29 protein-coding genes are annotated in these 26,561 nt (G+C 52.7%); 20 read left to right on the plus strand and 9 right to left on the minus strand.

Going from position 1 to position 26,561, the window contains the following annotated elements; genetic code table 11:
• The first annotated feature begins 49 nt into the window (after positions 1 to 49).
• Complete coding sequence (locus tag RUM_RS08800; protein WP_015558774.1) at positions 50 to 376, plus strand: DUF3784 domain-containing protein; 327 nt, start codon at positions 50 to 52, stop codon at positions 374 to 376.
• 51 nt (positions 377 to 427) lie between these two features.
• Here RUM_RS08800 and RUM_RS08805 read toward each other — a convergent pair whose 3' ends face one another.
• From RUM_RS08805 to RUM_RS08825, 5 genes are all read right to left on the minus strand, one after another.
• Positions 428 to 1,018: a hypothetical protein gene (locus tag RUM_RS08805; protein WP_015558775.1), complete on the minus strand. Its 591-nt coding sequence runs from the start codon at positions 1,016 to 1,018 to the stop codon at positions 428 to 430.
• 25 nt (positions 1,019 to 1,043) lie between these two features.
• Entirely contained in the window at positions 1,044 to 1,919 is an 876-nt protein-coding gene (locus RUM_RS08810; protein ID WP_015558776.1) for a DegV family protein, read from the minus strand.
• A gap of 169 nt (positions 1,920 to 2,088) precedes the next feature.
• On the minus strand, positions 2,089 to 2,964 hold the full coding sequence (locus RUM_RS08815; RefSeq protein ID WP_015558777.1) for a hypothetical protein: 876 nt from the start codon (positions 2,962 to 2,964) through the stop codon (positions 2,089 to 2,091).
• Positions 2,961 to 3,665, minus strand: coding sequence for a class D sortase (locus RUM_RS08820; RefSeq protein ID WP_015558778.1), 705 nt, complete (start codon positions 3,663 to 3,665; stop codon positions 2,961 to 2,963). The genes RUM_RS08815 and RUM_RS08820 overlap by 4 nt, the downstream gene beginning before the upstream one ends.
• Entirely contained in the window at positions 3,658 to 4,437 is a 780-nt protein-coding gene (locus RUM_RS08825; protein WP_015558779.1) for a hypothetical protein, read from the minus strand. Before RUM_RS08825 ends, RUM_RS08820 begins: the two co-directional genes overlap by 8 nt.
• 155 nt (positions 4,438 to 4,592) lie before the next feature.
• On the opposite strand from RUM_RS08825, the gene RUM_RS08830 reads away from it, so the two are divergent.
• Positions 4,593 to 5,039 (plus strand): GNAT family N-acetyltransferase, encoded by a 447-nt coding sequence (locus tag RUM_RS08830; protein ID WP_015558780.1) that lies wholly within the window; start codon positions 4,593 to 4,595, stop codon positions 5,037 to 5,039.
• Between the two features lie 61 nt (positions 5,040 to 5,100).
• Here RUM_RS08830 and RUM_RS13180 read toward each other — a convergent pair whose 3' ends face one another.
• From RUM_RS13180 to RUM_RS08840, 3 genes are all read right to left on the minus strand, one after another.
• The gene (locus RUM_RS13180; protein ID WP_015558781.1) at positions 5,101 to 5,223 is read right to left on the minus strand and encodes a hypothetical protein; all 123 of its coding nucleotides are present in this window, start codon (positions 5,221 to 5,223) and stop codon (positions 5,101 to 5,103) included.
• A 17-nt stretch (positions 5,224 to 5,240) separates the two neighbouring features.
• Positions 5,241 to 6,908 (minus strand): DEAD/DEAH box helicase, encoded by a 1,668-nt coding sequence (locus tag RUM_RS08835; protein ID WP_015558782.1) that lies wholly within the window; start codon positions 6,906 to 6,908, stop codon positions 5,241 to 5,243.
• A gap of 212 nt (positions 6,909 to 7,120) precedes the next feature.
• Positions 7,121 to 7,795, minus strand: coding sequence for a metallophosphoesterase family protein (locus RUM_RS08840; protein WP_041326379.1), 675 nt, complete (start codon positions 7,793 to 7,795; stop codon positions 7,121 to 7,123).
• A 187-nt stretch (positions 7,796 to 7,982) separates the two neighbouring features.
• On the opposite strand from RUM_RS08840, the gene RUM_RS08845 reads away from it, so the two are divergent.
• From RUM_RS08845 to RUM_RS08870, 6 genes are all read left to right on the plus strand, one after another.
• Entirely contained in the window at positions 7,983 to 9,395 is a 1,413-nt protein-coding gene (locus RUM_RS08845) for a D-alanyl-D-alanine carboxypeptidase family protein (RefSeq protein ID WP_015558783.1), read from the plus strand.
• Between the two features lie 18 nt (positions 9,396 to 9,413).
• Positions 9,414 to 10,277 carry a helix-turn-helix transcriptional regulator gene (locus RUM_RS08850; RefSeq protein WP_015558784.1) on the plus strand — a complete coding sequence of 288 codons (864 nt, stop codon included), beginning with the start codon at positions 9,414 to 9,416 and terminating at the stop codon, positions 10,275 to 10,277.
• A 10-nt stretch (positions 10,278 to 10,287) separates the two neighbouring features.
• On the plus strand, positions 10,288 to 11,079 hold the full coding sequence (locus RUM_RS08855) for a leucine-rich repeat domain-containing protein (RefSeq protein WP_015558785.1): 792 nt from the start codon (positions 10,288 to 10,290) through the stop codon (positions 11,077 to 11,079).
• 171 nt (positions 11,080 to 11,250) lie between these two features.
• Positions 11,251 to 12,846 carry a sodium:solute symporter family protein gene (locus RUM_RS08860; RefSeq protein WP_015558786.1) on the plus strand — a complete coding sequence of 532 codons (1,596 nt, stop codon included), beginning with the start codon at positions 11,251 to 11,253 and terminating at the stop codon, positions 12,844 to 12,846.
• A 166-nt stretch (positions 12,847 to 13,012) separates the two neighbouring features.
• Positions 13,013 to 13,474, plus strand: a complete 462-nt coding sequence (locus RUM_RS08865; RefSeq protein WP_015558787.1) for a DUF6323 family protein — start codon at positions 13,013 to 13,015, stop codon at positions 13,472 to 13,474.
• Positions 13,467 to 14,423, plus strand: coding sequence for a DUF6179 domain-containing protein (locus RUM_RS08870; RefSeq protein WP_015558788.1), 957 nt, complete (start codon positions 13,467 to 13,469; stop codon positions 14,421 to 14,423). The genes RUM_RS08865 and RUM_RS08870 overlap by 8 nt, the downstream gene beginning before the upstream one ends.
• Here the strand turns inward: RUM_RS08870 and RUM_RS08875 are convergent.
• Entirely contained in the window at positions 14,415 to 16,433 is a 2,019-nt protein-coding gene (locus RUM_RS08875; protein WP_015558789.1) for a CotH kinase family protein, read from the minus strand. The genes RUM_RS08870 and RUM_RS08875 overlap by 9 nt on opposite strands.
• Positions 16,434 to 16,678: 245 nt before the next feature.
• On the opposite strand from RUM_RS08875, the gene RUM_RS08885 reads away from it, so the two are divergent.
• The 12 genes from RUM_RS08885 to RUM_RS08940 all read left to right on the plus strand — a co-directional run.
• The gene (locus RUM_RS08885; RefSeq protein ID WP_015558791.1) at positions 16,679 to 16,954 is read left to right on the plus strand and encodes an HU family DNA-binding protein; all 276 of its coding nucleotides are present in this window, start codon (positions 16,679 to 16,681) and stop codon (positions 16,952 to 16,954) included.
• Positions 16,955 to 16,968: 14 nt separating this feature from the next.
• Positions 16,969 to 17,313, plus strand: coding sequence for a DUF6465 family protein (locus RUM_RS08890; RefSeq protein ID WP_015558792.1), 345 nt, complete (start codon positions 16,969 to 16,971; stop codon positions 17,311 to 17,313).
• Positions 17,314 to 17,392: 79 nt separating this feature from the next.
• The gene (locus RUM_RS08895; protein WP_015558793.1) at positions 17,393 to 17,884 is read left to right on the plus strand and encodes a hypothetical protein; all 492 of its coding nucleotides are present in this window, start codon (positions 17,393 to 17,395) and stop codon (positions 17,882 to 17,884) included.
• Positions 17,881 to 18,348: a hypothetical protein gene (locus RUM_RS08900; RefSeq protein ID WP_015558794.1), complete on the plus strand. Its 468-nt coding sequence runs from the start codon at positions 17,881 to 17,883 to the stop codon at positions 18,346 to 18,348. Before RUM_RS08895 ends, RUM_RS08900 begins: the two co-directional genes overlap by 4 nt.
• Positions 18,349 to 18,504: 156 nt before the next feature.
• Complete coding sequence (locus tag RUM_RS08905; protein WP_015558795.1) at positions 18,505 to 19,518, plus strand: D-alanyl-D-alanine carboxypeptidase family protein; 1,014 nt, start codon at positions 18,505 to 18,507, stop codon at positions 19,516 to 19,518.
• Positions 19,519 to 19,622: 104 nt separating this feature from the next.
• Positions 19,623 to 20,615 (plus strand): M15 family metallopeptidase, encoded by a 993-nt coding sequence (locus tag RUM_RS12195; RefSeq protein WP_015558796.1) that lies wholly within the window; start codon positions 19,623 to 19,625, stop codon positions 20,613 to 20,615.
• A gap of 18 nt (positions 20,616 to 20,633) precedes the next feature.
• Positions 20,634 to 21,590: a DUF4846 domain-containing protein gene (locus RUM_RS08915; RefSeq protein ID WP_015558797.1), complete on the plus strand. Its 957-nt coding sequence runs from the start codon at positions 20,634 to 20,636 to the stop codon at positions 21,588 to 21,590.
• A gap of 87 nt (positions 21,591 to 21,677) precedes the next feature.
• Positions 21,678 to 22,517 carry a diaminopimelate epimerase gene (dapF, locus tag RUM_RS08920; RefSeq protein WP_015558798.1) on the plus strand — a complete coding sequence of 280 codons (840 nt, stop codon included), beginning with the start codon at positions 21,678 to 21,680 and terminating at the stop codon, positions 22,515 to 22,517.
• Between the two features lie 15 nt (positions 22,518 to 22,532).
• On the plus strand, positions 22,533 to 23,720 hold the full coding sequence (locus tag RUM_RS08925; protein WP_015558799.1) for an LL-diaminopimelate aminotransferase: 1,188 nt from the start codon (positions 22,533 to 22,535) through the stop codon (positions 23,718 to 23,720).
• Positions 23,721 to 23,812: 92 nt separating this feature from the next.
• Positions 23,813 to 24,325, plus strand: a complete 513-nt coding sequence (locus tag RUM_RS08930) for an HD domain-containing protein (protein ID WP_015558800.1) — start codon at positions 23,813 to 23,815, stop codon at positions 24,323 to 24,325.
• A gap of 94 nt (positions 24,326 to 24,419) precedes the next feature.
• Positions 24,420 to 25,667 carry a WYL domain-containing protein gene (locus RUM_RS08935; protein WP_015558801.1) on the plus strand — a complete coding sequence of 416 codons (1,248 nt, stop codon included), beginning with the start codon at positions 24,420 to 24,422 and terminating at the stop codon, positions 25,665 to 25,667.
• The coding region (locus RUM_RS08940) for a WCX domain-containing protein (RefSeq protein WP_049775538.1) at positions 25,654 to 26,561 on the plus strand (908 nt) is incomplete at its 3' end. The genes RUM_RS08935 and RUM_RS08940, both read left to right, overlap by 14 nt.

Genomic DNA, 26,561 nt, shown 5'->3' on the forward strand with positions numbered 1-26,561 from the left:
TTGACAATCTATTCACAATGTGCTATTATGATAGCAGAAAGGCGGTGGTATGATGGGAACAATCATTCTAGGCATCCTGTTGGGTGCAATTGCGACAACGGCATTTGTAGTGGGTGGCTTGCAATTGGCGGAAAAAGGACCTTTGCTGAACAACTCGTATTTCTATGCATCCGAAAAGGAACGGGCGGAGATGAACAAGTCCCCCTACTACCGTCAGTCGGGTGTTGTCCTGCTGTTGGTGGGTGTGATCTTCCTGCTCAATTGTATCGCTGTGTTCGGGCAGATTCGATGGATGATCTGGTTTGTATTGCTGACAGCCGGAGTCACATTGCTCTATGCCGTGATATCCTCCATACACATTGATAAAACAAAATAGCCTGGAAAACAGAAAGCGCCCGAGTAGCGATGCTGCTGCTCAGGCGCTGTTTTATGTGGTTTCGTAATAGGATTCATATAGGTAATTCTGACCGCCAATGACGAATACATACCATTCCAGGTCGCAGGTCTCACTGCCGGCACTGCCATCGTCTGTTTCCGTGATTTTCACGGAATAGGCGTCAGTGATCTGAACGCCGTCATCAAACTTTTCGTGAATGATGTCGTTGTAGCTGGCAAGGGAATCGTCCGTCAGCTGGAAAATCTGGTTGATGGTGTAGGTGACAGTGTAATCCGCACCGTATTTATCCGAAAAATAAGTGTGCGCCTGTTGTACGTACTGGTCGGTGGTGATGCCTTCCTTTTGGCATTCTTTTTTGATCTGATCTACATAAAAGCTGGGAAACACATTGAATGCAGTATCGAAGCTCTGGGTGCGCAGACCCTCGTAGTATTGATCCAGCAGGGGGGAGAATGCCTTGACCAGGCTGTCGTAATCGGTGGCTTGCCGATCCGGGGATACGGCATTGGAATCCACCGTAGAAGTGGCTGCGGAATTGCTCTGGGATGAGCCGGACTGATTGCAGCCGGTCAGCGCCAGCAACAGTGCGCCGCAGGTAAGCAGCGGAAAAAGCTTTGACATTGGGGTACATCCTTTCTGTTTTCGGTCAGATGCTTCTGTCCTTGCCGATAAAGAACAGGGCAACGGTTCCGGGCCCTGCGTGGGCGCCGATGACCGGGCCGATGGTGCCGATGCGGATATCCTGGATGCCGAAGTGTTCCCGAACCTGGTCGGCAACAAAGTTTGCATCCTCCGGGGCATCTCCGTGACTGATGAATACAGGCAGATCCAGATCGTTGTGATATTTCTTTTTCATGTTTTCCACAAGTGCAAGCAGGGATTGCTTTCTGCCACGCACCTTTGCGAAGGGGATCAGCTTGCCTTCTTCATTGACATTCAGAATGGGCTTGATGCCCAGCATGCCGCCCACCACTGCGGAAACCTTGGACACTCTACCGCCCCTGTGCAGATGGTTCAGATCATCTACTGTAAAGTAGTGACAGAATTTTAGTCGATTCTGGGTGACGAGGGCGGCAGTCTCTTCGATGGTTTTTCCAGCCGCCTTGAGCCGCAGAGCATACTCCACCAGCAGACCATGCCCCATGGAAGCGGACAGGGAATCCACCACCAGCACCTTGCTGTCCGGGTAGCGTTCCATCACGTCGTTGGCTGCAATGGTGCAGGACTGGCAGGTGCCGCTCAACGCAGAGGAAAAGGAAATGTGCAGCACATCCTTGCCGCTGCGGACGATCTCCTCGAAGGAGGCTCTGGCTTGTTCCACGCTGACCTGGGAAGTGCGGGGCATTTCTCCCTTGCGCAGCCGGTCATAAAAGGTTTTGGGATCCAGACAGTTGGGGGTATTTTCCTGATACTCGTCATCGGACAGAGCGTATACCGCTCCCATCAGATTCACATGCTGCTGCTGCATGTATGCCGGATCCATATCGCAGAAGGCTTCTGCGGAAATAATGAACTCTCTCATAATACGCTCCGTTCCCCCGATTCACACGGGCAGATCTTATAGGCTGCACCACGCAATCATTGTGCGGTGTTACCTATATACATATTATTATAGCATAATCCGGCTGGAATAACAAGTGATTTGCGGCAAAAAAAGAAGATCCTGCTTCCACAGGATCTTCTGGGTTATCTTATTGCCTGGATGTGCGGCAGGCTCCAATCGTATATGCCGCCAGACAGAGGATGCCGCAGCCCAGCATGATGCCCTCCAGCAGCAGGCAGGCATCGGTCATTCGGTTCAGCATGCCGGTCACTGCCGCATAAATCTGAGTGGTCTTAATGGTGAATGCAGCAAAATAATCCGTTGCCTTGACGTAGATCAAGGGGATCAGCGCAATGCAGCTGGCAACCGTCAGACTGCATCCACTCCAGTACAGGATCCGGAGGGGGCGTTTCCGGTTGATCCATGCCAGCAGCCCCAACAGAACGCATACCACGGCAGCAGATGCAGCCATAGCCGGATTCAGCCAGGGCATGACCCGTCGGATTTTGGACAGCAGACCGGCGGATTCCAGCGTGGAAAACCGGAACACATCCACGGTCTGGAGCACCTGCTTTTTGGCGTTGTCCACAGCCGCATTGACTTTTTTTTCATAGGTCTCATCCTTGGGGTACTGGATCTGGTCAGCATAATCGCTGAAAAACTGACGGATACTTGCTTCCAGGGAGGATAGATCCATTTCAAAGGCGTAGCTGTCGGAGGTGCCGTGCAGATAAGCATATGCGGAGGTGACGCTTGCCCGGACGCCGGAGTCCAGCTGCTCCCGGGTGAGGGCATCCATGTATACCTGAGCGGGGATGCCGCTGGTGGAAACCTGTTCCGTAAACCGTGCCTCCAGGGACGTGTAGATCCGGTCGCTGAGGCTCTGTTCCTCCATGACCGACAGGCAGGTGTCCGCCTTACTTGCATACAGCCGGACAAACAAAGTGCCCTCCGCTGCCAGCAGGCTGAACACCAGCAGAATGGTTATAACAATGTTTGCGAAGTATTTGCCGGATGCCTTCATGGATTCTGCCCCTCCGTTTCCTGATAGAATGCACGTTCCGTCAGCTTGCAGATCACCGCATACCGGTCGTCCGAGGAGCCGAATACGTTGTTGATACAGGTATACAGGGTCAGCCTGTCATCCTCTGTGGGGATTACATACCGCTTGTCCGTCTTTTGAAAGGTGACGGTTTCGGAAACCTCATAGGTGAATCTGCCGTACTGGGTATACAGCACCACCGTATCCCCGACAGACATCTGATCCAGGTGTGCAAAAAAGGTGTTGACGTGTGCATCAATAACCACATTGCCGGGATTGCCCAGGACAACGGAGCTGGTTGCCTGGCAGGCGCCCCGCTCCAGCAGAGCGGCGGTGGTACCCCAGTATACGGGCACATTCAGGGAAATGGAGTCGCAGCTCAGAGTGGCGTACTGTTCGCCGAATGCAGGCACCAGAATTTTGCCCTCAGTATAGGTCTGCCCCTGATGCTCCGTATTGATCTGATTATTCTTGATGAGCAGCCCTGCCTGGGGATCGGAATTTTTGAAATTGTCCATAAAGGCAATGTTCAGATAGGTCTGGAGCTTTTCGTAGGGCTTGATGGCTGCTACTGCCGTAATGGCACCGCACAGCACCAGAAGCAGCAGGGGGGTGCAGAGATCAGCGATCAGTCCTGTTCTGGATTTCCTTGCCGGATGCTCCGGTTGTTCTGTCTTATTCATGCTGTTCCTTTCCAAGCTTTCTGCCGATCAGATAGAGTCCGGCACCGGCTGCGGCAACTCCGGTCAGCAAGCCGGAGATCAGCCCTGTATGGGAGATGCCGGTATCGTCCACCACAACGCCCATGGAGGAGACATCGATCAGCTTGCCCTCCTCATCCCGGGCGGAAATGGTCAGCTTGTCATCCTCCAGATCATCCACAGTAAAGTAAAAGCCCATGGTCTTGCCGGTTTCAATCAGCTTGTTGATGATGTCGGTTTTATCGTTCAGGCTCAGCTGCTTGATGATGCTGTTCTTTTCGGTGTTGGACAGGGATGCCATGAACTTTGCCCGTTCTTCCTCCGGCAGGGACTGGACGTATGCCACCTTTTCCTCCAGCGTCATATTGATAAAGGGCTTTTGCTTTGTGGTGGTGACGACACTGCCGGATTCCTCGGTTTGCACGGGAGCAGTGGTGGTGACGGTGGTGGAAGGTCCTCCGTTTTCTGGGGTAGTGGTGACAGTGCCGAACTGCTGGTTGATCTTTTCCCAGATCTCATCCTCATAGGTGTGCAGTGCGGCGATGAAGGAGTCATAATCCTCTGAGGTATACTCCTCCTCGTTCAGCTTGTTGATGCCTGCCTGCACATAGACTTCCGGAAAGCCGGCAGCCCGTGCGGCGGCGATTACGTCTTCTTTTGTTGCGGCGGAAGCGGAAAGACTGCCTGCTGCCACCGCAAAGCATGCGGCACCCAGGACAGCGGATACACATAAAATCTGTTTGATTCGGCTCATAGTGATAACCTCCTGTTTCTGAGACCAATACATATGTAGTATAACATACGTCGCCTGGCTTTTCAAGTGGGAAAGCCTGCTAGGGCAAACTTTTTACAGATTCTTGACAAATGGATGCCCGCATGCTACACTGCTAAAGGAGAGGAGCTTTTTGAATGGAACTGACCTTTGAACCTTTGCAGCGAGAGGATCTTGCCGCCTGCTATGCGCTGTGCATGCAGAGCTTTTTCGAGTCCGTGCCACTGGAGGAGGTGGAGCAGACCTTCGCTCTGTGCAGCCGGGATCCCAGTTACCGACTGGTAGTGGGAAAGGTGGACGGCAGGGTCGTGACCTATGCCACCCTGCATTTCTTTCACACGGTGTTTGACGGCATGCGGCCCATGGCGACCATCTGGTATGTGTGCGTGGATCCGGCATACCGGAGCCGGGGTATTGGAAAAGCGCTTTTTGCAGAGCTATGCCGGATCTGTGAAGCAGAGCAGTGCCTGGAAATCGTGTTCACCTGCCTGCAGGAAAATGCGTCCGCACAGGGCTTTTACCGTTCTCTGGGGTTCCGGGATGATCTGGAGCGTGCCTTTGTGCGGTATTACTTTGAACCGTAGTGAAAAATAAGATACCCCACGGAGCATGCGGAAACGCTTTGTGGGGTATTTGCTTTGCGGATCAGAACATATTGATCAACGGGAAAATCACAAAAGACAGCAGGAGAATCCCTGCCAGTACAAGAATAAAAATGCGCATTCCCATGGACTTCTTGGGCGGCTGCTGATTTTTCTTGGCTTTCATACGCTCTTCCTTTCGCATTATCCGTAGAATCGTCTGGATTGCTTTTTATGCTCGTTTCGCCGGTCTGTATTCCTGCCCCGGGGACGGCGGTTGAAGCCGTCATTCCGGGACTTGCCCCGGAAGTCGCTGCGGCTGCCGGTTTCCTTGCCCTCGTAGCGCTTGACGGTGACCTTGTGCCCGTTGATCTTGCCGGCGTTCAGAGAATCAATGACAAAATCCATTTCCGCTTCCGGCACTTCCACAGTAGTGTGCTGGTCGAAGATATCAATTTTGCCGAAGTCCTTGCCGGAAAGACCGGTGGCATCTACCAGAGCGCCCAGGATGAAATTGGGCGCAATGCGCTGCTGTCTGCCAATGTTGATATCCACCTTTGCAGTGGTAACGGCGCTTCTGCCACGCTTGCCTTCCCGGCGGATGGGCTGGGGTGCGTCAAATTCGGGAATGCTCTGTAAGGATGCGGACAGCTTTTCCTCCAGCAGTACCTGGGCGATCTGCTGTGCGGTATATCCCTCCTCCGTCAGCCGGTTCAGCAGTTCCTCTGCTCTGGAAGACGGTTGTTCGGCGCATGCCTGTGCCACTGCGTCATGCAGCTGCTGTGTTTTCTTTGCTGCAAGATCCGCCCGGGTGGGCAGTGCCTTCTGGATGATTTCCGCTTTGGTATACTTTGCAATATCCCGCAGGGCGAACACCTGCCGCCTGCCGCTGACCAGGGTCAGGGCGGTGCCGGATTTGCCTGCTCTGCCGGTTCTGCCGATGCGGTGGATATAGTACTCGTTGTCCTGGGGCAGATCGTAGTTGAACACCAGGTCGATGCCGTTTACGTCAATGCCCCGGGCAGCCACATCCGTTGCCACCAGAACGCCGATCCTGCCGCTTTTGAATGCGTTCATCACCTGGGTGCGCTGCATCTGCTTCATATCTCCGTGAAGTCCTGCCGCCTGGATGCCCTTGTCGCAAAGTGCCTCTGTCAGCTCATCCACCGTGCGCTTGGTGTTGCAGAACACCATAGCGGACTTTGGTTCATATGCCAGCAGCAGCAGCCGGAGTGCATCCGTCTTTCTGCCCATGGCAGTCTCATAGTAGTATTGCTCAATGGTATCCACAGTCCGGTGCTTTGCAGCGATTTTGATGACCGTCGGATCCTTCTGGAACTGTTTTGTAATTGCCATGATCTCCGGGGGCATGGTAGCGGAAAACAGTACGGTCTGCCGTTCCTCCGGCACTCCGGACAGGATGGTCTCAATGTCTTCCCGGAAGCCCATGTTGAGCATTTCATCTGCCTCGTCCAGGATCACGGTTTTCAGATTCTGCAGCTTGAGGGTGCGCCGGTTCATGTGATCCATAACCCGTCCCGGTGTGCCCACTACAATGTTTGCGCCCCGTTTCAGATCGCCGATCTGCCGATCCATGCTGGCACCTCCGTATACGGCACAGGGTCGTACCCAGGGCATGAACCGGGAGAGCTTTTTCAGTTCCTCACAGGCCTGCATGGCAAGCTCGCGGGTGGGGCAGAGGATCAGAACCTGAACCGAGCGGGGATCCTCCTGGGAGATGGATTCCACTGCCGGAATGCCGAATGCGGCGGTCTTGCCGGTGCCGGTGTTGGATCTGCCGATCAGATCTATTCCCTGCATCATCAGCGGAATGCTTTTTTCCTGGATCTCTGTCATTTCTGTAAAACCCATTTGTGCGACTGCGTCCAATAGGGGCTGGGAAAGTGCGAGTTCGTTAAATTGCATGTTGTGTCCTTTCGTTTTGGGGATTGCTGCTGACAGTACCGTACAAGCTCTGCACGGTATCGCCTGAAAAATGAACAGGCGGGGAGTGCATTCCCCGCCTCTTTTCATTATACCATAAATTTGGCTGTTCGTCAAGCCATGCTGTGGATTTTACCAGACTAATCCGGTTCGTTCAGACAGTGTACCTCATCAAAGATGGCATAAAACTTCAAGGGAATCCGCTTGTTCATGTGGCATTTGCCGAAATACCATTTGCGGAAGGTGCAGACCTTGATAATGTCCTCGAAAAATGCATGTACTTCCAGTCTTTGGGAGGTGTCCACGTTCAAGCAGTCCTTTAAGGATGCGGGAGGCTCATGGGTGATGATAAAATCCACCGCATTGTCCGCATTGCCCAGTGTTTCCACCGCATGCATGATTTCATCATAGCTGGGCTGTTCCCGTTCCCACCAGTTGTCCGTATCCCGGCGGATGTCGAAATCGCCGCTGTGTCCGCCGCCAAAGGCAAAGATCCGTTCGCCTTCGATCTCGTAGATTTCGCCCCGCATCAGATGATACAGATTGCCGCAGATGTGATGCACCTGCCCTCCGTTCCATTCGGTAACGTCGTATTCCTCCAGCAGATCGAAATTTTCATGACAGCCGTCCACAAATGCTACATTGTATTTCAGATTGCCGATTTTCTTTAAAAGCTTCTGCTCCTGCCGGGAGCCGTCCCAGATAAAGCCAAAGTCTCCGCATACCAGCAGCGTGTCGCCTGCTTTCAGCTTTTTTAGCGGGGAATCCTTAAAACGGGAAAAATCGCCGTGCATATCACCGGTTACATAGATCACGGATATGTGCCTCCTACCTGCTGATTCGATCAGTTTTTGTTTCATTGGACAGTATAGCATATTTTTTGTCCGGGGTAAATATATTTTTTGAAATTTTCTCGAAAAACACTAGTCGAACGCTTAAAAATTTGGTATAATAAAAAGACAACACCTGAAACCGGATTTGAAATAGAGTGAGGGAACCAATATGCGTTGGATCAATCCAATAAAAAAGACAGCCATCTTGTTGATCTGCTGTGTGACAGCATTGCATATATGCCTGCCGGGTCTGCGTGCATCCGCTATGTTTACACCCACCTTCGATCTGCAGAGCAAGGCGGCGATTTTGTACAGTACGGATACCAGGGAGGTACTGTACGCCAAAAATCAAGACGAGAAAATGATGCCCGGCGCTCTTGTGAATCTGATGACTGCGCTGATCTGCGTGGAGAATAACCAGGATCTTGCAGGTACCCAGGTGACGGTCAAGGGCTCCCTGTTTGATGCCTTTGTGGATTACAGCTATCCAAGCGACCTGCGGTATGGGGAGATCTACCGGGGGGATGTGTTTACCCTGGAGGAATTGCTATATGCCATGCTGCTGACCTCCTCCTGCGAGGCGTCCGTCGTGATCGCAGATGAAATCGGGCACGGCAGCGTGCCGGGTTTTGTAGCGATGATGAATCTGAAGGCAGAAGAGATCGGCATGAAAAATACTCATTTTACCAACCCGGACGGCAGATATAATGAATACCAGGTAACCACAGCCGGAGACATGCTGCTGATGATGCAGTATATCCAGGAGCATGCCTCCAAGGTGCTGGAGATCGCCCGGACGGCAAGCTATTCGCCCCAGATCCGCACCCAGGAAAATCACCAGAACGGCACGCTGACCTGGAGCCATGCCAATATTATGATGGATGAGGAAAGCCGGTTTTACTATAAGGGTGCCGCTGGGTTGAAAACTGCCACCTTACAGGAATACGGCAGGAATATTATGGTGGATGCTGCACGGGATGGACATCACTATCTGGTGATTCTGATGCAGTCCCCGATCTATAATGAGAACAAGGAGAATACCTATTATCACCTGCAGGATGCAGCAGCGGTGCTGGATTGGGCGTTCGGTCATTTTAATTATGAGGAGATTCTGAGCCTTAACGAGGAGATTGCCGAGATCCCAGTGGAAAATGCCAAGAACGAAAACAACTATGTGATTCTCAAGCCCCGGGAGGAACTGGTGATGCTCTGGCCGGATACGGTGGATCGCAGCGTGGTGCAGCGGATCGTGGTCAAGGAGGACAGCGTAAAGGCTCCGGTACAGAAGGGACAGGTACTGGGCAGTATTGAGCTTCGGTTCGGGGGAGAAACTCTGAAAAAGGTGGATCTGATCGCCACCAGTGATGTGGAGCAATCCTTTGTCCGGTTCAATTTGTCTGCTGCCCGGGAATTCAGGCATTCCAAATGGATGAAAACTGCGCTGATTCTTTCCATTGTGCTGACGGTGCTGTATCTGGGCGTTTGCGTTTACTTTATCCGGATCTATCCCAAGCGGACAAAGCCAATCCGGGGACTGGTACGGGACAAGCGCAAAAAGGGTACCCGGATTCGCCGGGATTGATGGACGGGGTGAAACAGCATGCTACAGGAAAACACCGAGGCGCATGGATTTGCCGAGGAGGATGTGCGGATCATCAGCACTCCAAGTACTATGGCAAAGAAATGCTTTTTCTATCTGCAGGAGACCGGTTATCTGAAAACCTGTCAGAAGCATAATACAAAACGGACGAACCTCCAGTCCTTTTTGTTTGTAATCGTGCTGGGCGGCAAGGGTGTGCTGCATTATGGGGAAGCCAATTACACGCTGACAAAGGGCGAATGTTTTTTTATCGACTGCCGCCAGTCCCATTCCTATCATAGTAGCGGCGACACCCCCTGGGAGGTCATGTGGGTTCACTTTAATGGCTGCTCCTCAGAGCCTTATTTTGAGCTGTTTTCCGCCCAGAACGATGTGGTATTCTGCCCCGCCTCCACAGCCAAATTCATTGATGTGTTACAGGAGTTGATGCGCATCAATGAGGAAAAAACGGCGGAAACGGAGATTCTGACTTCCGAACTGCTGGTGAATCTGCTGACCCAGCTGCTGACCTTCCGGAGCATCCGGTCAGAGGACAATGCTCTGCGCGCCAAGCTGCATACCATTCTTACATATCTCAATGAACGATTCTGCACGGATATCACCCTGGATGAGCTGTCTCAGAAATTCTACATCAGTAAGTATTACCTGACCCGGGAATTTAAAAAGGCTTACGGGGAAACCATCTTTCAGCATATTATTGCGATGCGCATCAACTATGCCAAGCGGCTGCTGCGGTTTACGGATAAGTCCATTGACGAGATTGCGGAGCTTTGCGGTTTCCATGATCAAAGCTATTTCACAAAGCAATTCAAAAAGGCAGAGAATATGACCTGTCTGGCGTTCCGGAAACGCTGGCGGGATTAAGGAGCGGACTATGATCACTTGGGAGCACCCGGATATACAGGACAAAGAGTTGTTTCGACAGCTTTACAAAATACAGGCACAGGAGCAAGGGGTACTCCGCCGCCTGTTTGGAAAGCGGGAGCTGGATCCGGCATGGCTGAAGGGGCTGACGGAATTGTCTCTGACGGGTTTACAGATCAAGTCCTTTGCATTTTTACGGCTCTGCCCAAATCTGAAGGAATTGGAATTGGGACGATGCGATCTGACTCAGGTACAGGATACCGGTTCTTATGTCCAGCTTGCGGATCTGACTATTGCCGGCGAAACCCTGCCGGATCCGTCCTTCTTGTATGCTTTTCCCAACGTGACCATGCTGAGTTTGTGTGATATCCGGCAGTTCGGGGATCTTTCCGTACTGGGAGGGATGGATCATCTGGATACATTATCCTTGATCGACACAGCGGCATTTGATTTGTATCTGCTCCGGGATTGTGAACAGCTGCGGATGCTGTCCATTTGCGCAACGGAGGATCCTGCCCCCTTTGATTTTCGGGATCTGGCAGCCCTCAAGCAGCTTCATGCATTGGATCTGGACGGCATGGGGCTGACGGATCTGTCCCTGCTGGCACCTCTGACCCAGCTGCGGAATCTGTATGTATGCTCAGAGGGGGAGTTGTATCATGCGGAATCTCTGACGCAGCTGAATCATTTGCAGAATTTGATCCTGGAGGGGAAGAATTTTACCCGGGATACGATCAACCGTCTGAAAGAGAGGTTTTCTTATGTGCCCACCTGCATGATCAGTGCGCCGGACAATGGATAAGAAATTTCAACCGTGCAGAGTATGCTTTGCACGGCTTTTCTATGGGAAAAATGCAAAAAATAAAAATAATTTCGCCCTTGAAAAAGTTATTGACAAATTCGATGGATTCTGCTATAATAACTTTCGTAATTTAAAGCGCAACTGTTTAAAGCAAAAAAGGAGGTTCTTTTCATGACACTCGCTTGTACAATCGGGATGATTGTTGTTTACATCATTATCATGCTCGGAATCGGTTTTTACACCAGCCGAAAAACCAAATCCGTCAGCGACTTTGTTTTGGGCGGCAGAACAGCCGGCTCCTGGCTCACCGCTTTTGCATACGGTACTTCCTATTTTTCCGCAGTGGTATTCATCGGCTATGCCGGTCAGTTTGGCTGGAATTACGGTGTGTCCGCTGCCTGGATCGGAGTGGGCAATGCTGTCATTGGCAGTCTGCTTGCCTGGATCGTCCTGGGGAAGCGTACCCGGATCATGACCAAGCACCTTGGCTCCAAGACCATGCCGGAATTCTTTGAAAACCGGTTTCAGTCCAAAAGCCTGAAGCTGGCATCAGCAGCCATCGTGTTCGTGTTCCTGATTCCCTATACGGCATCCGTCTACAATGGTTTGTCCCGTTTGTTCGCCATGGCGTTCAACATGACCTCCGATGCTTCCTATATGCTGATTATCGTGGCAATGGCTGTGCTGACAGCAATCTATGTGATCCTGGGGGGCTATGCTGCAACTGCCATCAATGACTTTGTACAGGGCATTGTCATGCTGGTGGGCATTGCAGTCGTGGTATACTGTGTGATTCACAACCAGGGTGGTTTTTCTGCTGCACTGGATGGATTGAAGCAGATCGACACCAACGGTGCCAAGGCTGGTACGCTGAACACTCTGTTCGGTCCGGATCCCATCAATCTGCTGGGCGTGGTGATTCTGACTTCTCTGGGTACCTGGGGACTGCCCCAGATGGTACATAAGTTCTACGCAATCAAGGATCAGGACGCTGTGAAAAAGGGTACCGTGATCTCCACTGTCTTTGCTTTGATCGTAGCAGGGGGATCCTACCTGCTGGGGGGCTTTGATCGCTTGTTCTGCACCACGGATGCAGCGGATACCAGCGGCAAGACGTTGATCGCAACCCTTTCCAACGGTAAGCCGGAGTTTGACGCAATGATCCCTGCGGTGCTGCAAACTGCACTGCCGGATTTGCTGATCGGTCTGGTGGTGGTTCTGGTGCTTTCCGCATCCATGTCCACCCTGTCCTCCCTGGTGTTGACCTCCAGTTCTACCTTGACGATCGACATGATCAAGCCGGCAATGAAGAAATCCATGACCGATAAGAAGGAAGTGACCATCATGCGTGTGCTGATCGGCGGATTCCTGCTGATTTCTGTGCTGATCGCATTTAACAAGACCACTTCCATCTCCACCCTCATGTCCTACTCCTGGGGTGCTCTGGCAGGTGCATTCCTTGGCCCGTTCATGTGGGGCTTGTTCTCCAAGAAGGTGACCAAAGCGGCAGTCTGGACCAGTTTTGTGGTGGGCATCGGCGGTACCGTGTTCCATATGTGTGTGTTCTCTTTCTTTTCAAAATCCTTCCCGGGTCTTGTCAAGGCGGCGGCATCCTGCCCGTTCAACCTGGCATCTCCCATTAACGTAGGTGCGATTCTGATGGTTCTGTCCATCGTGCTCGTACCCATCGTCAGCATGTTTACAAAGCCCTGTGACCAGAAGGCGGTGGATGCAGTGTTTGCATGCTATGATGAAAAGGATGCTTAAATTCCCTAAAGCATCATAACAATAAATCGGCTCCGGCAGAAATTTGCCGGAGCCGATTGACGTATCTGAACCTATGTGGTATGATAATTATGTAATATATTATTATCATACCACAATTATTTAATTTTGTCAATAGAAAAAACAGATAAAGATTTGGAGACGTTTTATGAATTTAGAGGCATTTTTACCAAAGGCTTATCCTGACGATGTTGACAAGCAACTGCTGCTGGATACGAACCAGACAGCCCGTCAGTACGGATTACAGCTGTCAGAACAGCAGGCCGGGGAATTGGTGCATGCGGAGTCTGTTCTGTGCCGGGATGGGGAGCGGATCCGGTTGGGGGGCAGTGCAGCCGCACTATTGGCGGAAGCTTTTTGCCAGAGCAGCTATCTGTCTCAGCAGGAGTATGCGTCTACGCTGCTCCAATTGTTGGATATTTTCTACACTGCCAAGGAGGGAAGCCTGGAGCTGATCGGGGATGAGGAACTGGTGCAGCTGCTGTTTGCCTGGTTTGAGCATCGCTGCGGCGGCAGTCTGGAGCTGCTGCAAAGTCGGGAACTGGAGTATTTTTACCGACAGGTGCATGACCGTGCAGCAGGGGGAATGGGGGCGGATCGGGATGCTTGAACCGCAATGTGCTGTTCCGGTGGAGCCGGATGCTCTGGATCCCAGGAACTATACGCTTTCCCTGCTGGAGGCATGCCGGGAAAAGGGCTTGCTGGATGATACCCAGTGCGGAAGAATCCGGTTGGGGCTGGATCGGATATTTGCGGAAACGGCGGCGGAATACACAAAGCGGGCAAGCAGTACCATACCCCGTACCGCTGCCCGGCAATTGTACGATGCGGTTTTGTTCCGGTGTGATGCATACCTGAGCCGACTGCCCCTTTCGGAGGGGATCCATTTGCTGCAGCAGGGGAACATGGAAGAAATCAGTCATCGGGGCATGGAATGCATACTGGATGCCTTTACCCGTTGCAAGGCGATTTTCCGGCAAGCCTATGCCATCCGGTGCCGCCTGCCCATCGGTGCCTATCAGTATGCCATGGAGCATGCTTTTGATCGTTTTTGCAAGGGATATTCCGCCCGGTTTGATCCACGAAACGATTGCATGGGTATCGATTACCCCCTCCTTGGGCGGCAGGCGTATGCACTGCCGGAGGAGGGGGTGTGGTTCGTGGGTACCTATTATTCCTGTCTGCTGCTGGAGAATCAGCTGTGCCGGATGGTTCCTGCTTCTGCGTTGGCGGCATTGTTTGCAGGATATGCCCGGAGCTATCACTGTGAGCCGGAGGATCTGCACATCAGCGCAGCAGAACTGCTGGTCAATCAACTGCTGACGGGAATTCTGCTGGAGGCTGCTCCTTTGCAGGTGTTGTTTACGGAGCGAAATCAGTTGCTTGGCATGCCAAAGCCGGATGTCCCATCCTTGCAGGCAGCTTTTCACCGCCGGTACGAATCGATCATGTCTCCGCCGCTGCTTGCCTATGCGGAGGCGTACATCCCCCGGTTTGTCTGGGAATGGAGCATACGGGACGGGTATCAGATGCTTGCCAACTGGCTGGTGCTACCCTAAATCAAAATTCGCCTGAATGTTCATTGCCTGGTTCATGGTGAGGGTAATGGTAGGCGCTGTTTCGGATGCATCTCCGCTCCAGCCGGTAAAGGAGGCGCCTGGTGCCGGTACAGCGGTCAGAGTAATGGGGTAGTCTGCAAAGTATGTACCGCACCAGGTTCCGGAAAGATCCAGCTGCTTCAGTGCGTTGACCTGTACCGTACCCAGGGCTGCATCATTGACAGTCAGGGTCAGCGTCTCCCGTTCCTGGGACAGATTCAGATCCTTTTGCAGAAAATCGGGGATCTGAGAGGGGCGCAGCTTGAAAAACTGTCGGATCTGGTTTACCTGATCCCCAAAGTATTTGTCATAGGGCTTCATCCACTGTACCACCCAGTCCGGACCGAACCGATTGAATTGCGCAGGCATGTAGGGGGCATACAGGGTTTCATACTCTGCCAGCAGGGCAGTGGTGCGGGCGGAATTGAACGATTCATTGACCAGGTCTTGTAGGGTCAGCACAAACTGCTGCCGGAAGGCTTCGTTCTCCAGCAGCTTTTGCAGCAGGCCGGCATTGAAGCTGTCCGCCTTTAGTGCTGCCGCCAGGGTATCTAACGCAAAGTTTCCGCCCTTGTCCCCGGCATACAGTCCCAGGGAATATTCGGTGTCATACAGCATCCAGCGCCACTTGCCGTCTGCATAGGGGTTGGAGGGATCCGTATCCCGGGTGCGCCAGATCCGCCAGTTGTTGTCCTCCGTCAGACTATCCTCCCCGGCAGTGAGAATGGTAACGCAGTATTCATCAATAAAGCTTTGCACATCCATCTGCTGACACAGCTTTTCATAATTGCCCGCATCAGAGAAGTCCGTATCCCGGATCCAGGTGGCAAAGGATGCATAAATCTGCTGATCGTCCTCTGTTCCTTCCTCCAGCTCCCCACGCTTGATCAGGATCACCTGATCCTTGTCCACATCAAAATGTTCTGCCAGATAATGCTCGGAGTAGTCCTCCTGGATGGCATAGATGCCCCAGTATTCGCCGTTGATGAATACAATGGCAGGACGGGCGCTTTGTGTGGCGATATCCCGGTCTGCAAACAGCTGCTGGATCAGATTGTCCCGGAATTTCGCATAGTCCAGGTCATTGCCGCCGTTGCGCAGCAAAAAGGTCTTGTAGGTATCCACCGGTGCGGTCGGGTCCGTTTCCTTGTTGTTTCCGGGGATTAACTGATAATGCAGCTTCTTCTCCCCGTATTCCTCCCGGGCATACAGCCGGAAGCTTTTCTGGGTATAGGAACGGGAGGCGGCACCCATGATCCGCATGCCCAGCTGCTGGGTAAAGGTGCCGCCGTCCGGCTCAATCAGCTCAAAGCATACGGGACGCTCCCACTCTCTGCCCTTCTGGGAGTAGTTTCCCTCCGCCTCCCAGATCTCTGCGGATGCGTTTTCCGGATCCTGCCGCCAAGCTTTATAGCTGTCTCCCAGACGGTAAATGCCGGTGGCGTCATCGAACAGATTTGCCTGATCCGTGGACAGGGAGATCACCGGCAGACTGCCGTAATCCAGACCGATAAAATAGGAATGGGTGATCACGTCGCTGCAGCTGCCGTTCTGATCCACCGTAATCGCCTTGACAACGGTACCCTTGTCCACCAGCTCCTCCGGGACAAAGTTGCCGTTTGGAGAAATGTCGCCGATCTTTGAGAGGGTATTGGGTTCCTGGGATCGATCCTTCAGAGTGAGCGCCTGGGTGAATTCCGGAGACTGGGGAGTGGGAGTGCTGCCATCCAGGGTATAATGCACCGTGGCGCCTTTGGTCTCTGTCTGGATCATCAGCTTCTGCTCAGTTGGGTAGCATCCGCTCTGGATACTGAACAAGGGCGCCCGCAGCTCGTCAGTCTGATTCAGCTGTACAGAAGCGTGTTTGCGTTCTGCCAATCGGAAAGGATCTGTAAGACCGTTTACGGCAGTCAGCCCGGCGGTGAGTACCGTCAGGGCAATGAGGAGGGCTCGGATTTGCTTATGATGCATGCTGCATCCTCCTTCTCTTTCTGTTACTGCTATTATACAGATTCCCGGTTCTGCTGTCAAGACAGCAGGGGTGGGAAGCGTGAAAATGCCCAAAAAATTGGGCTCAGAATCGGTAAAACAGACAATTCCGGAGCCTGGAAACTGGAATTTTTGATGAAAGCCCCAAAATCGCTGTAAATAATTTGACAGTTGAGGTTTTTCGTATTATAATGACAGTATAAAATCATCACAAGGAGGAATTGCACATGACCAAGGCAGATTTGATTGACGCCATTGCGGCATCAGCCGGTTCCAGCAAGAAGGATGCGGAGCGTGCGCTGCAGGTTGTCCTCAGCACGATCACCGAGAAGCTCGCTGCGGGTGAGAAGATTTCTCTGATTGGTTTTGGTACCTTTGAGGTGCGTGAACGCAAGGAGAAAACCTGTATCAATCCCCGAACCAAGGAGAAGCTGACTGCACCCGCTTGCAAGGCACCTGTGTTTAAGGCGGGAAAAGCGTTGAAAGACGCTGTAAATAAGTAATTGGAGGTATCGTTATGACTATCAAGAAGGAAACACTGAAGAAGGATGCAAAGGTTCTGGCAGCAGATACAAAGGCAGTTGCAGTAGAGGCTGCTGAAACTGCAAAGGCTGCTGTAAAGGAAACCGTAAAGAAGGCAGCTGCGAAGAAGCCGGCTGCAAAGAAGATCGAAGAAAAGGTATTCATCCAGTTCAACCAGAAGGAAGCAACCCCGGCTCTGCTCATTGAGCGCGCCAAGGAAGCCTGGATCGCCGCAGGCGGCAAGAAGAGCGAGATCAAGAGCGTGGCTGTATACCTGAAGCCGGAGGAGAGCATGGTTTACTATGTGATCAATGATTCTGCCGGCAGTTTCGCATTCTAATCAACAATAAAATGGCTTCAGCCGCTTTTGATGTTCTGTGTCAAAGGCGGCTTTTGCTGTATGAAAGGGAAGTAGAGACATGGCTGGAATTTCTCCGGAGGCTCTGTGTGCACTGGATGTAGAATGGTACGGGCTGGACGCCCTGGGTCAGGTGGCTGTGTTCTGCAGCGGCGGTACGGGAATCGTGCCGGATTTTGTGTGTGCAGATCAGGAAAAGCAGGAGCGATTGGTGGAGCTGTCCGATGAACTGCCTGCCAATTCGGAGACGGTGTTGCATTTTGTTCCGTCAAAAAAGAACCCGCTGCCGGTCAGAGTGGCACAGGGCTTTTCCGGAAAGGGCTTTTTCTATTACGATGCGGATGACGGATCCCGGTCAATGGAAAACATCTGCGTCCTGCAAAGCTATTATACCTTGCGATCAGCACCAACCGATCCGATCCATGTTTCCGAGCTGCCGGCTGCTATGCAGGCATTGCTTCGGGAGCAGATTCTTCCGGTATCGGACTTTTCTCAGCAGTCTGTGATTCGGGTGGAGCATGGGAATGCCGGAAATGAGGGATTGGGTGCATGACAAAGCGGAAAAAGCAGCAGTACGAAACGGTTCATGATGAAAACCTGTTGGCTGCAAAGCTCCAGGGTGCTGCTGCATTGCTGATCTTCCTGTTCTACACCGTCAGGGGCGTGTTTATGGGGGACACCCTTGCCGACGGCTTCAAACGATCCTGGCTGTCCGGCTTTGGGATCGTGCTGCTCCTGTTTGTATTGATTATTGCCATGCTGTTTTTTCTTGATTGGCTGTGGTATGCCTGTATCAGAAGGATCGTGCTTTCCAAAGGCACGATGCACAGGGGGATCCTTGCCGCAGAAACAGAAAAGAGATATACGAAACGGGGTCTATACTGGCAATACACCGTGCGGATCGAGGATGGATCGCTGTACCGGAGCACAGCCTATACGCAGCGGATCTTGACAAGGAAATGTACGGTCTGTGTGCTTGGCTCCCGGTGCATCATAACCAGTTTTGAACCCTGGTAGCCTGACCGTCGAAAAATGCGGAGGATCCGGACGTTTTTTCATACTGCATGCAATAATTTCTCCTTCTTCCGGTATACTGTTTATAGCAGGAATCCTGCCGGAAATCTTGACATTTCGGCAGAAGTATAATAAAATAGAACATATATGAGGTGCAGTATGGAAGAACAAAAGAACAAGCGTGGGAAGGTCGGTCTGGCGGCATTTTTGCTGGCGGATGTGCTGCTGATCGGCGCAGCGGCCTATATGATCGTCATGCGGCAGCAGGATATACCTGCCGGGGTATCCCTCAGCAGTACGGCTGCGGCGACAACGGAGACTTGGATGGCAGAGACTGAGGCTGCTTCCACAGAGCCGGAGGAATCGGTTCCATTGGAATTGACGGACGAAATCGACAGCCGGTTTGCTTATGTGTGGAATGTGACAGAGGATCGGGTTCTGGCGGAAAAGAACGGGCAGGAAAGAATGTATCCCGCATCCATGACCAAGCTGATGACCCTGCTGCTGGCATGCGAGTCCGGAATAGCGATGGATACCCCCTATGTGTTTGATAAGGACATGCTGGATCCCCTGATTGCGCAGGGAGCATCCCGGGTGGGCTTTGAACCGGAGGAAACGGTGACCTTTGCGGATCTGCTGTATGGCTCGATCCTGTCCTCCGGTGGAGATGCAACAGCGGCACTGGCAGAAGTGGTGGACGGGGACGAAGCATCCTTTGCAAAGCATATGAACCGCAGGGCACAGGATCTGGGTATGTTTGATACCCATTTTGTAAATGCCAGCGGTCTGCATGATGACGAGCATTACAGCACTGCCCGGGACATTGCTCTGTTGCTGGAGAAAACGCTGGAGAATGCAACCTGCCGGGAGATCCTGTCCACCTCTGTATATACAACTTCCCGGAATTCTGTGCATCCCAACGGTATGGAGATCCGAAGCGTGGTGGAGCTGCGGATGCAGGATTATCAACCGGAGCAAGTGAAATTCCAGGGCGGCAAAACCGGGTTCACCGATCAGGCAGGCTACTGTCTGGCATCCTTTGCAGAGCAGGGAAGCGACACATACATTGTGGTGGTGGCCGGAGGCGAGGAAAAGAATGCACCCACACAGGATACCCAGAAGCTTTATGATCTGCTGTGCGGCACTTCGGAGCAAAACCCGGAGCAGGATTGACCCGGACAAGCAGACCGGACAGAGAGAATCGGATCCCCGGGACACGGAACAGAAGGAACCAGGAACAAAGCATATCATGATGAATGAGTGGATGAGAAAAAGCTATGAACAGACATTTTGATTTCGGACGACTGGCAGTCGCACTGGCTCTGATTATTTTATTGATTTTTGGCGTGGATTTTATAAGACGCTCCCTGTTGCAGCTGTTTCACAAGCAGCCGGATATCCAACTGGAAGGAAACAACAGTTCCTTTTTGGATACGGTGGATTCGGTGACGGATCCGGTTCAGACAGGAGATGCCACAGAGCCTGCCGGTACGGACGACAGCTCCTCCGCAGGCAGCTATGATACAGAACGATACACCACGGTCAGCAAGCCCTATACAGAAGTGGGTGCCGGACCGCTGATCCTGGTGAATCAGGAGCATCCCTACACCGGCTCCGGCAGTGATCTGTCCTCCTTCAGCGGCACGAAGAACGACAGCTTCCGGCTGAAAAACTTTGGTTTGATGGTAAACAGCGATCTGTTGACACCGCTGAACGATATGTTTGCCGCATTCAGCCAGGCCACCGGACTGAAAAATGTCATGCTGTATTCGACCCATGAAAACTATGCCGGCGGCATGTATGATACGGATATTCCGGAGCGAAAGACCGGCTATTGCGTGGATATGTCCCTGCTGAAGGATGACGGCATCGGCAGGTTCACCGGCACGGACAAGTATAGCTGGATCGTTTCCAACTGTGCCCAGTATGGCTTTGTACAGCGTTATCCTGCTGACAAGAAATCCAAAACCGGAGTGGAGGAGAATACCTGGCATTACCGCTTTGTGGGTGCTCCGCATGCTGCCTTGATGAAGCAGAATAACCTTTGCCTGGAGGAATACCTGGAATGGATCCGGGATTATACCCCCTCCGGCAATCCGGCGGCGATTACAGTGAACGGAACCTATTATGAGGTTTATTATGTACCGGCGGTGCAGGGCAATACCACAGAGGTGCCTGTGCCGAAAAGCGACTCCTACACCGTTTCCGGGGATAATATCGGCGGCTTTGTGGTAACGGTACAGGCGACCATAGGCGGTTCCGGGAACTGATTCCGGAAGGAGAACAATATGGAGATCAAAGAGAACAAAAGAAAGATACACAAACGCATCCGGGCGGCAGTGATTGCCACAGCCATTCTTGTCAGTTTATTTGTCGGCACACGCTGGTTCTTGAAGCGTACCGGCGTAACGTATCCCAAGGGGGTGTATCAGCCCATTGCCCTGTGCCAGGAAGCATACACCGGCACGGACACGAATCCGGACCCCTTCATTGACAGCAGCGGCAACTGCGTTCGCACCCGGATTCTGCCTCCGGATGGATTTAACCGGTTGGATGCCAAGGAGGATGGATTTCTGGATTTTCTGCGCAGGATCCGGTTGAAGCCTGCTGGCACACCGGTGAAAGCGTACAACGGGGAAACCATCACGGATGGGAATGAGACTGTATATGATTTTGATCTGGGCGGCGGAGACCTGCAGCAATGTGCAGACAGCGTGATCCGGGTCATCAGCGAGTACTACTACCAGACCGGTCAGGAGCAGAAGATCAGTTTTCATCTGACCAACGGGCTGGAGGTAAAATATACGGACTGGCGGGCAGGGAACCGGCTTGTGGCGTTCGGAAACTATGCCTCTATGTGGAAGCTGTCAGCGGATACCAACAATTATGACAGCTTCCGTGCCTATCTGCATGCAGTCATGCGCTACGCAGGCACCAAGTCATTGGACGGAGAATGCAGTGCGATCCAGCTGGATAAGCTCCAACCGGGGGATCTGCTTTTGAATGGCGGCACTCCCGGTCATGTGGTCATGGTGGTGGACGTGGCGGAGAATTCGGAGGGGGAGTGCTGCTATCTGCTGGCAGGGGGCGCAATGCCTGCTCAGGATTTTCACATTGTGGGGAACCCCAAGCGCCCGAAGGATCCCTGGTTTTACCGGAGTGATCTGGAGGGAGACAGCATCCAGGTGGACGGCTACACCTTCAGCGGCACATCCATCAAGCGCTGGAACAACGGCATTGTCTGAAGAAAGATGCAAATGGCTTGCTTTTTTCGCATATCTATTATATAATAAAGGCAACACCGGGGTATTGCCTGTTTCAAGGAGGCTGCTATGAAGTTTACGAAAATGCAGGGGATCGGCAACGACTATATATATGTCAACTGCTTTGAGGAGCAGGTTGTGAATCCGGAGCAGCTTTCTGTCCGGCTCAGCGACAGGCGCTTCGGCATTGGCGGAGACGGCTTGATTCTCATTATGCCCTCCCAAATCGCAGACTTTAAAATGCGCATTTTCAATGCGGACGGCTCCGAAGCCATGATGTGCGGCAACGGTACACGCTGCATCGGCAAGTATGTGTATGAACACGGGCTGACCAACAAGACCCACATTACCCTGGAAACCAATTCCGGTATCAAGTACCTGGAACTGCACTGTACAGGGGATCAAGTGACCTCTGTGACGGTGGATATGGGTAAGGCGATCCTGACGCCCCGGGAGATTCCGGTGGAGAGCGATTCCCAGGAGCCGTTTGTGGCAAAGCCGGTGCAGGTGGGAGATCGGTTGGAGCGGCTGACCTGTGTGTCCGTGGGGAATCCTCATGCCGTTGTGTTCTGTGACCGGGTGGAGGATCTGGATCTGGAGAAGCTGGGGCCACTGTTTGAGCATCACGCTATTTTCCCAGACCGGGTCAATACAGAATTTGTAAGGGTCATAGACGACCATACGCTGCAAATGCGGGTGTGGGAGCGGGGCAGCGGCGAGACGCTTGCCTGCGGAACAGGAGCATGTGCGACTACAGTGGCAGCAGTGCTGAACGGCTATTGCCCCCAGGGAGAGCCCATTCTTGTGAAGCTCCGGGGCGGCGACCTGACCATCACCTATCAGGCAGACGGTACAGTTATGATGACCGGGCCTGCGGAGGAAGTATTTCAAGGTGAAATCAATTTATAATAAAGGAGTACCAATATGGCAAAGGTAAATCAGAATTTTGACAATCTTGTTCCCAACTATCTGTTTGCGGAAATCGCAAAACGGGTCAATCGGTATGTAGCAGAGCATCCGGACAATCATCTGATCCGGCTTGGCATCGGGGATGTGACCCTGCCTCTGGCACCGGTTGTGGTTGAGGCTATGAAAAAAGGCTGCGATGAGCTGGGCTGCAAGGAGACCTTCAAGGGCTATCCGGATTATGAGGGCTATGGATTCCTGCGAGAGGCAATTTCCGGCTATTACAAGCGGTTTGGCGTGACGGTGGATCCGGATGAGATCATGGTCAACGATGGCGCCAAGAGCGATGCAGGCAATATGGGGGATATCTTCTCCAAGGACAACATTGTTCTGGTGACAGATCCGGTTTACCCTGTTTATGTGGACGCCAATATCATGAGCGGCAGAAAGATCATCTACGCAGACGCTACTCCGGAAAACGGATTCTGCGCCCTGCCGGATCCTTCTGTGCATGCAGATATGATCTACCTTTGCTCCCCCAATAATCCCACCGGTGCGGCATACACCACGGAGCAGCTGAAGGCTTGGGTGGACTATGCCAACGAAAATGACGCTGTTATCTTCTACGATGCAGCCTATGAGGCTTTCATTACCCAGGACGATGTGCCCCGGAGTATTTTTGCCATTGAGGGGGCACGCACCTGTGCCATCGAAATGTGCAGCCTTTCCAAGACTGCCGGATTTACCGGTACACGCTGCGGCTACACGGTGATTCCCAAGGAGCTGGAGCGGGACGGAAAGAATATCTATCAGCTGTGGTATCGACGGGAGGCAACCAAGTTCAACGGCGTGTCCTATCCGGTACAGTGCGCAGCGGCTGCTGTATTCTCGGAGCTTGGTTTGCAGCAGATTAAGGAGAATCTGAGCTACTATCAGGAAAATGCCCGTGTGATCGCACAGACTCTGGACGAACTGCGGATTCCCTACACCGGCGGCATCAATTCCCCCTATATCTGGCTCCAGTGCCCCAACGGCATGGGCAGCTGGGAATTCTTTGACTGCCTGCTCCACGAGATCGAGGTAGTGGGTACTCCCGGCGAGGGCTTCGGCAAGAACGGCGCAGGCTGGTTCCGGCTCACCTCCTTTGGCGACAAGGACAAGACCATCGAGGCTATGGAACGGCTCAAGCAGATGCTGAAAAAGTAAGACAACACGATTTCCGTGAATTGGGGATTGATTTTTCCGTTTTGCTGCGGTATACTGTGTATAGTTGATATACAAAGAAAGGATGCGAGGCTATGCTTCAAGCGATCGGTTCCAAAAAGGATCTGGAGCTGCTGCCGTTTTACGACATGATCTCTGATCTTCTGGAAAATGAAACGGTACAGAATCTGAAGCAATTCCGGCATCATGTACAGACAACCAGGTTTCAGCACAGCTTGAATGTGGCATACTATAACTATATTTTCTGCAAGCGGTTTGGGTGGGATGCACGGTCGGCTGCCAGAGCAGGTATGCTTCACGACCTGTTCTTTTATAACCGAAAGGAATACATCCGCAAAAGCGGCGAGGCGTTTCATAACAAGCGCCACCCCCAGATGGCGTGCAGTGAGGCGTCTCAGTTGTTTACACTATCTACCAGAGAAAAGGACATCATTCTCAAGCATATGTGGCCGATGACCCCTACACGGGTGCCTCGCTATAAGGAGTCCATGGTGATCGTGCTGACAGACAAGTACTGCGCTCTGCTGGAGGTCACGATTCCCCTTTTCAGGAAAATATTCAGACAGCGATCCGCAAAATCCGCATGATTTTTTGAAGGCAGCATAGCTGTTTGATGCATGCAAATACCGCCCATCCTCGGGCGGTATTTTTGTTACAAGACCCATTAGACAGGAGGAAGGCATGGCTTACAATGAGTTGATCAAAAACTTTAACCGAATCCGGGACTATATGCGGGAGTTCTATGTATACGGCTTTAAAAGCCGGGAGGAGTACAAGCGAAAAAGCGCCCGTTCCTATGACGATGAGCGCCGCCGGGTGGAAAGCTGGCTGGGGGACTATATGGGTTTTCGGCAGACACCGGAGGGGAAGAATGTGTTTTTATCCATTGACAGTCGTCTGTCCCGGCACAATCCTCTGTATAAGGCGTGGAAGGCACGGAGCTTTACGGATGGGGATATGACCCTGCATTTTATCCTGTTGGATTTGCTCCACGACCCGGAACAGGGCCTGTCCCTGGGGGAGATCACCCGGCGGATCGATCAGGACTATCTTTCCGGCTTTGAAATGCCCCGGGTGTTTGATGAATCCACTGTCCGCAAGAAGCTGAAGGAATACACGGAGGCAGGAATTTTGCATACCCAAAAGCAGGGCAGGGTCGTATTGTACTTCCGGACTCCGGATCCGGTTCCTGCATGCAGCGAGGCACTGGATTATTTCTCAGAGGTTTTGCCCTGTGGGGTCATCGGCTCCTACCTGCTGGAGGAACAGACGTCCCACCGGGATCTGTTTGCCTTCAAGCATCACTACATCACCCAGGCACTGGACAGCGAGATCCTGTATCAGCTGTTCTGCGCCATGCAGGAGCATCGGGAAGTGAGAATTGAAAATCTGAATCGGCACCGGGGACAGGCATCCCGGCTGCGGGTACTGCCACTGCGGATCCTTATCAGTGTGCAAAGCGGCAGGCAGTACCTGGCTGCCTATTGCCCCGGCATCAGGCGGATGCAAAGCTATCGGCTGGATTATATCCTGTCAGTTTGTCCCTTGGAACCGGCGGCGGATTTTGCACAGCGGCGGGTACAGCTAGAGACCATGCAGCAGCATATGTGGGGGGTCAGTATGCAGGGTGCCAGCGCCCAGACGGAGCATATTTCCTTCACCCTGCGGTATGGGGACGGGGAGGCGTTTATTTTACAGCGACTGGAACGGGAAAAGCGATGCGGTACTGTGGAACGGTTGGACGATCACACCTGCCGGTTTTCTGCTGATGTGTATGACGCTTACGAGCTGGTGCCCTGGATCCGCACGTTCCTGTGCCGGATCATCCGGCTGGAATGCTCCAATCAACAGCTAGAGCATCAATTCCGGAGTGATCTTGCCCGAATGTACCGGATGTACGGATTGGAGGATGCAGATGCTGTTTCATGAGATCTACGGGGCGTATTATCGGACCATGGGTCGGATTCTGTCCGCTGCGGTCAGTCATCCCGTTACACAGGAGGAGATCCGCCGGATCATCCGAACCCATGCATTTGGAGAAAGTGCGCTTGCCATAGAATCAGCCATCCGGGAGGAACGGTGGCAGCTGCTGCACCCGGACGGTAGCACCCCGTTGCAGCATGCACCGGAGCTGCCGCTGACATGCCTGGAAAAGCGATGGCTGAAGTCCCTGCTGCTGGATCCGAGAGCCAGGCTGTTTGAACTGGAGATCCCCGGTCTTGAGGATGTGCAGCCCCTGTTCACCCCGGCGGATTACCGGATCTTTGACCGGTATGGGGACGGGGATCCCTATGAGGATGCAGGCTACATACAGCGGTTCCGTATGATCCTTGCCGCAGTGCGAGATCGGCAGCCCCTGTCTATTTGTATGCTGGACAGACGCGGGAACAGTATGCAGTGCAATGTGATGCCGGAGTATCTGGAATATTCGGAAAAAGACGATAAGTTCCGGCTGATGACCAGTGGCTGCCGGTATGTGACCATTGTGAATCTTGCCCGCATCATCCAGTGTGAGTTGCTGCACAAAAGCATACGCCGGAAGCCTGGTTGCCAGTCCCGTGCAGACCGGACGGTGGTGCTGGAGGTGCAGGACGGCAGAAATGCGCTGGAACGGGTGATGCTGCATTTTTCCCACTTTGAAAAGGAAGCGGAGCACATAGAGGGCAGACAGTATCGGATCCGGATCCGGTACCAGAAAGAGGATGAAACCGAACTGGTGATCCGGGTACTGTCCTTTGGACCTTTTGTCAGGGTCACGGAGCCGGACAGCTTTGCAGAACTGATCCGGGAACGACTCCGAAAGCAGATGGCGTGCAGATTATA

Source organism: Ruminococcus champanellensis 18P13 = JCM 17042, assembly GCF_000210095.1.
Taxonomy (GTDB): Bacteria; Bacillota; Clostridia; order Oscillospirales; family Ruminococcaceae; genus Ruminococcus_F; species Ruminococcus_F champanellensis.

What these genes read in the sequence shown, in the direction of transcription:
- RUM_RS08820 (WP_015558778.1), bottom strand. Translation starts at nt 3,665, where the DNA reads ATGAATAAGACAGAACAACCGGAGCATCCGGCAAGGAAATCCAGAACA.
- RUM_RS08810 (WP_015558776.1), bottom strand. Translation starts at nt 1,919, where the DNA reads ATGAGAGAGTTCATTATTTCCGCAGAAGCCTTCTGCGATATGGATCCG.
- RUM_RS08865 (WP_015558787.1), top strand. Translation starts at nt 13,013, where the DNA reads ATGAATTTAGAGGCATTTTTACCAAAGGCTTATCCTGACGATGTTGAC.
- RUM_RS08815 (WP_015558777.1), bottom strand. Translation starts at nt 2,964, where the DNA reads ATGAAGGCATCCGGCAAATACTTCGCAAACATTGTTATAACCATTCTG.
- RUM_RS08935 (WP_015558801.1), top strand. Translation starts at nt 24,420, where the DNA reads ATGGCTTACAATGAGTTGATCAAAAACTTTAACCGAATCCGGGACTAT.
- RUM_RS08930 (WP_015558800.1), top strand. Translation starts at nt 23,813, where the DNA reads ATGCTTCAAGCGATCGGTTCCAAAAAGGATCTGGAGCTGCTGCCGTTT.
- RUM_RS08870 (WP_015558788.1), top strand. Translation starts at nt 13,467, where the DNA reads ATGCTTGAACCGCAATGTGCTGTTCCGGTGGAGCCGGATGCTCTGGAT.
- dapF (WP_015558798.1), top strand. Translation starts at nt 21,678, where the DNA reads ATGAAGTTTACGAAAATGCAGGGGATCGGCAACGACTATATATATGTC.
- RUM_RS12195 (WP_015558796.1), top strand. Translation starts at nt 19,623, where the DNA reads ATGAACAGACATTTTGATTTCGGACGACTGGCAGTCGCACTGGCTCTG.
- RUM_RS08890 (WP_015558792.1), top strand. Translation starts at nt 16,969, where the DNA reads ATGACTATCAAGAAGGAAACACTGAAGAAGGATGCAAAGGTTCTGGCA.
- RUM_RS08905 (WP_015558795.1), top strand. Translation starts at nt 18,505, where the DNA reads ATGGAAGAACAAAAGAACAAGCGTGGGAAGGTCGGTCTGGCGGCATTT.
- RUM_RS08925 (WP_015558799.1), top strand. Translation starts at nt 22,533, where the DNA reads ATGGCAAAGGTAAATCAGAATTTTGACAATCTTGTTCCCAACTATCTG.
- RUM_RS08900 (WP_015558794.1), top strand. Translation starts at nt 17,881, where the DNA reads ATGACAAAGCGGAAAAAGCAGCAGTACGAAACGGTTCATGATGAAAAC.
- RUM_RS08860 (WP_015558786.1), top strand. Translation starts at nt 11,251, where the DNA reads ATGACACTCGCTTGTACAATCGGGATGATTGTTGTTTACATCATTATC.
- RUM_RS08915 (WP_015558797.1), top strand. Translation starts at nt 20,634, where the DNA reads ATGGAGATCAAAGAGAACAAAAGAAAGATACACAAACGCATCCGGGCG.
- RUM_RS08850 (WP_015558784.1), top strand. Translation starts at nt 9,414, where the DNA reads ATGCTACAGGAAAACACCGAGGCGCATGGATTTGCCGAGGAGGATGTG.
- RUM_RS08800 (WP_015558774.1), top strand. Translation starts at nt 50, where the DNA reads ATGATGGGAACAATCATTCTAGGCATCCTGTTGGGTGCAATTGCGACA.
- RUM_RS08855 (WP_015558785.1), top strand. Translation starts at nt 10,288, where the DNA reads ATGATCACTTGGGAGCACCCGGATATACAGGACAAAGAGTTGTTTCGA.
- RUM_RS08830 (WP_015558780.1), top strand. Translation starts at nt 4,593, where the DNA reads ATGGAACTGACCTTTGAACCTTTGCAGCGAGAGGATCTTGCCGCCTGC.
- RUM_RS08895 (WP_015558793.1), top strand. Translation starts at nt 17,393, where the DNA reads ATGGCTGGAATTTCTCCGGAGGCTCTGTGTGCACTGGATGTAGAATGG.
- RUM_RS13180 (WP_015558781.1), bottom strand. Translation starts at nt 5,223, where the DNA reads ATGAAAGCCAAGAAAAATCAGCAGCCGCCCAAGAAGTCCATGGGAATG.
- RUM_RS08805 (WP_015558775.1), bottom strand. Translation starts at nt 1,018, where the DNA reads ATGTCAAAGCTTTTTCCGCTGCTTACCTGCGGCGCACTGTTGCTGGCG.
- RUM_RS08825 (WP_015558779.1), bottom strand. Translation starts at nt 4,437, where the DNA reads ATGAGCCGAATCAAACAGATTTTATGTGTATCCGCTGTCCTGGGTGCC.
- RUM_RS08885 (WP_015558791.1), top strand. Translation starts at nt 16,679, where the DNA reads ATGACCAAGGCAGATTTGATTGACGCCATTGCGGCATCAGCCGGTTCC.
- RUM_RS08875 (WP_015558789.1), bottom strand. Translation starts at nt 16,433, where the DNA reads ATGCATCATAAGCAAATCCGAGCCCTCCTCATTGCCCTGACGGTACTC.
- RUM_RS08835 (WP_015558782.1), bottom strand. Translation starts at nt 6,908, where the DNA reads ATGGGTTTTACAGAAATGACAGAGATCCAGGAAAAAAGCATTCCGCTG.
- RUM_RS08845 (WP_015558783.1), top strand. Translation starts at nt 7,983, where the DNA reads ATGCGTTGGATCAATCCAATAAAAAAGACAGCCATCTTGTTGATCTGC.